Source organism: Enorma timonensis, assembly GCF_000321165.1.
GTDB lineage: Bacteria > Actinomycetota > Coriobacteriia > Coriobacteriales > Coriobacteriaceae > Enorma.
The window spans coordinates 1-6,335 of record NZ_CAPF01000057.1 but is presented as its reverse complement, the minus strand read 5'-3'; the positions used below and the strand labels follow the sequence as shown (position 1 = coordinate 6,335).

Here is a 6,335-nt window from a genome sequence, read left to right as displayed (position 1 = left end):
GCCCTCGCCGCGCAGCTCTGCCGCGCGTGCAGCGAGCGCGAGCGGGCGGCCGACGCCGCGGCGCGCGCCTCGCAGAAGGTCATGGTGGCGCGCTACTACGCCCATCGGATCGGCGAGCGCTTCACGGCGACGGTGAGCTGGGTCGACGCGATGGGGGCGTTCGCGCGCATCGACGAGACGCAGGCCGAGGGCCTCATCCGCCTGCGCGACCTCGGGGACGAGTGGTTCGACCTCGACGAGCGCACGCTCGCGCTCGTGGGATCGGCCACCGGCAGGCGCATCCGCCCGGGCGACCGCGTGGTCGTGGAGGTGCGCGCGACCGACCAGCTGCGCGGCCACCTCGATCTGGGGCTCGTCGCCGCGCCCCGTGCGCTACACTAAAAGGCTGGATATACGCGTGTGCCGTGCAGGCACCGACGAGAGGACATGCGATGGAAGCGCCCGTCACCGAAGAGGGCATTCGCCATATTGAGAACTACCTGGGCCAGGGGGACATCGACGCCGCCCTGCCCGAGCTGCTCGAGCTGCGCGACGCGGTCGAGGACTACGCGAAGGACGCCTGCGTCACCACCGACGAGGTGCAGTTCTTCAGCTTCGCCGACATGTTCGAGCGTCTTGCGTACCGCCGCGTGGAGCGCGACCCGCGCACGCTCGTGCAGGTGGACGCGCCCTTCGACCGCGTGTACGCCGACCTCGCCTTCGCGTACAGCGCCCAGCGCGAGTACGGCCTCGCGCGCGACGCGCTCAAGCAGGCCGTGCGCTGGGATCCCATGAACTGCGCCTACCGCCTGGACCTCGCCGAGCTGTACCGCGTGCTCGGCGACGAGGACGAATGGGGCGCGCTCGCCTACAGCGTGCTCGAGCGCGCGGCCGACGCCGTGCTCTTCGGGCGCGCGTGCGCGGCGCTCGGCCAGTTCTTCCTGAACCGCGAGGAACCGCTCCTCGCGGCCGGGTACGCCCGGCGCGCCGCGGCGTTCGCCCCGCGGGAGGAGGCGACCCGCGCGCTGCTCGAGCGCCTCATGCAGGAGGCGCCCGATGCGGCAGAGGCCTCGGACGAGGAGACCGCGCGCGCCCTGGGCGAGCAGGGCCTCTCCGGCGAGCCGAACGCCGAGATCGCCATCTGCCTGCTCATGTGCGCCACCGACGCCGCCCGCGCGGGCGACCGCGACGCGGCGACCCGCTACACGCTCCGCGCGCGCGACCTCGTGGGGGAGGACGCCTGCTCGGCGCTCATCCGCCTCATCCGCGAGTCCGACGCCGAGCTCGCCTCGGAGCGGGGGGCGGGCGCCGCCGGAGCCGCCGCGGCCGCGCCGCAGGACGCAGGGGAGGGGGACGCGCATGCCGAGTCGTAAGGAGCGCAAGCTCATCGCCAAGAACCGCTCCGCGCACCATGCGTACTTCATCGAGGAGACGTATGAGTGCGGCATCGAGCTCTCGGGGACCGAGGTGCGGAGCCTGCGCGAGCGCGCCTGCCAGATCACGGACACCTACGCGGTCATCCGCGGCGGGGAGTGCTGGCTCATCGGCGTGCACATCCACCCCTACAGCAACGGCTCGATCTTCAACCGCGACCCCGACCGCCGCCGCAGGCTCCTGCTGCACCGCAAGGAGATCAACCACCTCGACGTGAAGCTGCGCACGCGCGGCTATGCCCTCGTGCCGCTCGAGCTGTACTTCAACGCCGACGGCCGCGTGAAGCTCCTGCTCGGCCTGGGACGGGGCAAGAAGCTCTACGACAAGCGCGACGACATGGCGAAGCGCGACATGCAGCGCGAGATCGAGCGCACCCTCAAGGAGCGCAACCGCTAGCCCGCCCGCGGCCGTTCGCCGAGCCGTCCCGGGCGCGGCCGCGTGCCCGCGTCGATGCGCTACAATGGGGGCATGTGCGAACCGTTGCTTCGTGAAAGGGGTTTCGCCATGGATCTCACAGCCTTCTTCAAGATGACCTACGGACTCTACGTCGTTTCCGCCGAGGCGGACGGCCTGCGCGCGGGCTGCATCGTCAACACCGCCGTGCAGGTGACGGCGGAGCCGCCGCGCGTGTCGGTCGCGGTCAACAAGGACAACGTCACGGCGCGCGTGATCGCGCAGTCGGGCGCCTTCGCGGTGACGGCCATCGACAAGACCGCGGACATGCCCTATATCGGCAACTTCGGCTTCCGCTCGAGCGACACCTACGACAAGTTCGAGAAGTACGGCTGCGAGACCTCCGCGGTGGGCAGCCCGTACGCGCCCGAGCACGCGTGCGCGCTCATCGCGTGCCGGCTCATCGACACCGTCGACGTGGGTACGCACTACCTGTTCATCGGCGAGGCGGTGGACGCGCAGGTGCTCTCGGACGAGGAGCCGCTCACCTACAGCTACTACCACACGGTGCTCAAGGGCAAGACGCCGCCCAAGGCCTCGAGCTATCAGGCGTAGCTGCGGGTGCGCGGGATTGGCGTGCGCCTACGCGCACCGCGCCGTCCCGTCCGGATTCGCGGCTTCCGGCGATTCGAGCGTATGAGAACGCGTCGGTTGGGTACTACTATCACGATGCCGGCGACGGTACGTCGGCGCTTTTGGAAAGGAAGCATCTCATGAGCGACGAGAAGAAGACCTACAAGTTCGTGTGCGTCGTCTGCGGCTACGAGGTTGAGGTCGATACCCCCGAGCTGCCCGAGGACTTCGTCTGCCCCGTGTGCGGCGTCGGCCCCGATCAGTTCGAGCTGGTCGAGGAGTAGCCTCGATAACCAAACGATGGAAGGCGCCGGGTCGTGGCAGCAGCCGCGCCCGGCGTTTTCGTTATCTGCGCTCGTGATAAAAACCAGCCTGTCTGGATTTTGTCATTTCGGGAAGGGCATGCCATGTGGGCATATGAGGAAACGTTCTACCAGATCTATCCGCTCGGCCTGTGCGGGGCGCCGCACGAGAACGACGGCGTCCGCGTGCCGCGCATCCGGCGCATCGCGGAGTGGGCGGATTACCTCGAGGGCCTGGGCATCGGCGCCGTCCTGCTCAACCCCGTGTTCGAATCGAGCGTGCACGGCTACGACACGCGCGACCTGCGGCACGTCGACTGCCGCCTGGGGTCGGACGAGGACCTCGCCTTCGTGGTGGAGACGCTCCACGCCCACGGGATCCGCGTGGTGCTCGATGCGGTGTTCAACCATGTGGGGCGCGAGTTCTGGGCGTTCCGCGACCTGCGCGAGCACGGTTGGGATTCCCGCTATCGCGACTGGTTCTTCACCAACTTCGATGGCGACTCCGCCTACGGTGACGGCTTCTGGTACGAGGGCTGGGAGGGCGCCTACGACCTCGTGAAGCTCAACCTGCGGAACCCCGAGGTCGTGGAGTACCTGCTCGAGACCGTGCGGGCCTGGCGCGATACATTCGCCATCGATGGCCTGCGCCTCGATGTGGCGTACCTCCTCGACCACGATTTCCTACGGCGGCTGCGTGCGCTCGCCAACGAGCTCTCGGTAGCGCCGGTGTGGGACGCGCCGGAGGGCGACGGCACGTTCGCGCTCATCGGCGAGATGCTGCACGGCGACTACCGCCAGATCGTGAACGACGAGATGCTCCATTCCTGCACGAACTACGAGTGCTACAAGGGGCTGTACTCGAGCTTCAATTCCCGCAACATGTTCGAGATCGCCCATTCGCTCCATCGGCAGTTCGGGGGCGACCCGTGGTGCATCTACCAGGGGCTGCACCTGCTCTCGTTCGCGGACAACCACGACGTGACGCGGCTCGCGAGCATCCTTTCCGACCCTGAATGCCTGCGCCCGGCCTATGGACTCCTCTTCGGCATGCCGGGCATCCCCTGTGTGTACTACGGCAGCGAATGGGGTGCGACGGGCGAGAAGGGCGGCTCCGACGATTGGTCGCTCCGCCCGGCGTTCGAGGCGCCGCAGGCAAACGACCTCACCGACTGGATTCGGCAGCTCGCGCACGTGCGCTCGGGGCGCGACGCGGACGGCGCGCTCCGTCCCGCGGCGCGGGCGCTCTGCTACGGCGGGTACCGCAACGTGCAGATCGCGAGCAAGCAGCTGCTCTTCGAGCGCGCGGTCGACGCGTCGGACGGGCTGCCCGCCGCGCGCGTGCTCGTCGCGGTGAACGCCGCGGCGGAGCCGGCGACGCTCTATGCCGGGGAGCTGGCGGGTACGTTCGAGGACGTGCTCGGCCAGGACGGCGCGGAGCCGGTCGAGCTCGACGGCTCGCTCGAGCTCGTGCCCCATGAGGTGCGCTACCTGCTCGCGCGATAGCGTGCGCGGCATCCCGCCGCCTACCGGGGGATTGGCGCTTCTGGGGCGAACGTGTCCGGACGGCGCGTATACTAGAGGGCGAACAACAGCTCGACCCGCCGCAGCGGGTCTCTTCCAAAGGACGTTCGCCATGCAGAGCCTTGCGCGCGGGCACGCCGGCCACGGTGCCGGGTGCCGCCCCATCCCACAGCCGAACCCCGTCGCACCCATGCCGTACGCGGCGCCAGCTTCCCAGGCGGTGATGCCCCATGGCATCGCTTAAGACCACGCGCCGCTGGGCGCTCGCCCGCCAAGACCCCGCCCGCGCCGCCGCGCTCGCCGAGGCGCTGCACGTCGCGCCGCTTGTCGCGCGCATCATGGTGGCCCACGGCATCGAGACCGCCGAGGAGGCCGAGCGCTTCCTCACCCCCTCGCTCGACCGCGACTGGGCGGACCCGCTCATCATCCCCGGCATGGCCGAGGTGGCCGACCGTGTGGAGCGCGCCGTGCGCGCAGGCGAGGTCATCGCCGTGTTCGGCGACTTCGATGTGGACGGCATCACGTCGACCTGCCTGCTCACCGAGGCGCTGCGCGAGCTCGGCGCGCACGTGCACCCGTTCATCCCCCGCCGCTTCGACGAGGGCTACGGCCTCACCGAGGCGGCGCTCGACCGCGTGGTGGCCTCCTGTGACCCGTCGCTCATCGTGACCGTCGATAACGGGATCGCCGCTAAGCAGGAGGTGGGCTACCTGCGCGACCGCGGCATCGACCTCGCGGTGACGGACCATCACGAGCCGTCGGACGCCGTGCCTCAGGGCATCCCGCTCACCGACCCCAAGCTCGCTGCCGACGGCCCCTCGCGCGAGCTCGCCGGCGCCGGCGTGGCGCTCAAGCTCGTCCAGGTGCTCGGCGCGCGCCTCGGTATGCCCGACCTCTGGAAGCGCTACCTCGAGGTGGCGGCGCTCGGCACCGTGTCCGACATGATGCTCCTCACGCCCGAGAACCGCGCGCTCGTTGCCGAGGGCATCGCCCAGATGCGCGCCACGGCGCGCCCGGGCTACATCGCGCTCGCGAGCGTGAGCCGCGTGGACCTTTCCACCATCACGGCCGACGCCCTCTCGTTCTCGCTCATCCCCCGGCTCAACGCCGCGGGGCGCATGGCGGACCCGACGCTCGCCCTCGACCTGCTGCTCGAGCGCGACCCCATCGAGGCGTCGCGCCTCGCCGCCCGGCTCGAGGAGACCAACCAGGAGCGCCGCTCCATCGAGGCGGAGCTCACCGAGGAGGCGCTCGCGCGCGTGGAGGAGACCTACGCCGGCGGCCGCGTCATCGTGGTGGGCGGCGAGGGCTGGCACGAGGGCGTGAAGGGCATCGTGGCGAGCCGGCTCGTGAACCGCTACCACGTGCCCACGCTCCTGTTCTCCATCGAGGACGGCGTGGCGCGCGGCTCGGGGCGCTCCGTGGGCTCGGTGAACCTTTTCGACGCCGTCGAGCGCTGCTCCGACATGCTCACGCGCTTCGGCGGCCATGCCGGCGCCGTGGGGGTGACGCTCCCGGCGGAGCGCCTGCCCGAGCTGCGCGCGCGGCTCGACGCCGTCCTCTCCGAGCTGCCGGAGGAGGCGTTCGAGGACACGGGCGAGATCGCCACGATGGTCGACCTCGCCGAGCTCGACATCGACACCATCGAGCAGGTCTCGCTGCTCGAGCCCTTCGGCCAGGGCAACAAGGTGCCGCTCCTCGCGGCGACGGGCGTCACCATGGCCGACCGCTTCTGCGTGGGCAAGACCGCCGACCACATGCGCTTCACGGCGACCGACGGCGTGTCGAGCGTGCCCGCCATCATGTTCCGCGTGCCCGACATCGAGGAGGTCTGCGCCTGCGATTCGGTGGTCGACCTCGTGTTCGAGGCGGTCGCGGAGCGGTGGCAGGGCAGGGTCAAGCCGAAGCTCATGGTCCGCGACATCCTGCGCCATACGGACGAGGACGCGCTGCCGCAGACAGGGGAGGGGGCGGACGCGCTGCCCGCGGCTCCTGCACCCGAGGGGGCGGATGAGGCGGCGCATGGCGATGCAGCCGGCCCCGCCACGGGCGCCCGACGCCCCGCCCCCG

The 6,335-nt window shown here is 70.4% G+C and carries 7 protein-coding genes; all 7 read left to right on the top strand.

The features are described 5' to 3' along the window. On the top strand, nt 1-381 hold a 381-nt coding region (locus tag BN423_RS06750; RefSeq protein ID WP_026089030.1), incomplete at its 5' end, for a S1 RNA-binding domain-containing protein. A gap of 50 nt (nt 382-431) precedes the next feature. Further along, nucleotides 432-1,352: a tetratricopeptide repeat protein gene (locus BN423_RS06745; RefSeq protein WP_019239497.1), complete on the top strand. Its 921-nt coding sequence runs from the start codon at nt 432-434 to the stop codon at nt 1,350-1,352. Beyond that, nucleotides 1,339-1,809 carry an SsrA-binding protein SmpB gene (gene smpB, locus BN423_RS06740; protein WP_019239496.1) on the top strand — a complete coding sequence of 157 codons (471 nt, stop codon included), beginning with the start codon at nt 1,339-1,341 and terminating at the stop codon, nt 1,807-1,809. The genes BN423_RS06745 and smpB overlap by 14 nt, the downstream gene beginning before the upstream one ends. A gap of 108 nt (nt 1,810-1,917) precedes the next feature. Next, nucleotides 1,918-2,421, top strand: a complete 504-nt coding sequence (locus tag BN423_RS06735) for a flavin reductase family protein (protein WP_019239495.1) — start codon at nt 1,918-1,920, stop codon at nt 2,419-2,421. 158 nt (nt 2,422-2,579) lie between these two features. Then, the gene (locus BN423_RS06730; protein ID WP_019239494.1) at nt 2,580-2,723 is read left to right on the top strand and encodes a rubredoxin-like domain-containing protein; all 144 of its coding nucleotides are present in this window, start codon (nt 2,580-2,582) and stop codon (nt 2,721-2,723) included. A 123-nt stretch (nt 2,724-2,846) separates the two neighbouring features. Continuing rightward, the gene (locus BN423_RS06725) at nt 2,847-4,247 is read left to right on the top strand and encodes an alpha-amylase family glycosyl hydrolase (protein ID WP_019239493.1); all 1,401 of its coding nucleotides are present in this window, start codon (nt 2,847-2,849) and stop codon (nt 4,245-4,247) included. 248 nt (nt 4,248-4,495) lie between these two features. Beyond that, nucleotides 4,496-6,335, top strand: a 1,840-nt coding sequence (gene recJ / locus BN423_RS06720; protein ID WP_019239492.1) for a single-stranded-DNA-specific exonuclease RecJ, incomplete at its 3' end; no start/stop codon positions are given.

What these genes read in the sequence shown, in the direction of transcription:
- BN423_RS06745 (WP_019239497.1), top strand. Translation starts at nt 432, where the DNA reads ATGGAAGCGCCCGTCACCGAAGAGGGCATTCGCCATATTGAGAACTAC.
- smpB (WP_019239496.1), top strand. Translation starts at nt 1,339, where the DNA reads ATGCCGAGTCGTAAGGAGCGCAAGCTCATCGCCAAGAACCGCTCCGCG.
- BN423_RS06735 (WP_019239495.1), top strand. Translation starts at nt 1,918, where the DNA reads ATGGATCTCACAGCCTTCTTCAAGATGACCTACGGACTCTACGTCGTT.
- BN423_RS06730 (WP_019239494.1), top strand. Translation starts at nt 2,580, where the DNA reads ATGAGCGACGAGAAGAAGACCTACAAGTTCGTGTGCGTCGTCTGCGGC.
- BN423_RS06725 (WP_019239493.1), top strand. Translation starts at nt 2,847, where the DNA reads ATGTGGGCATATGAGGAAACGTTCTACCAGATCTATCCGCTCGGCCTG.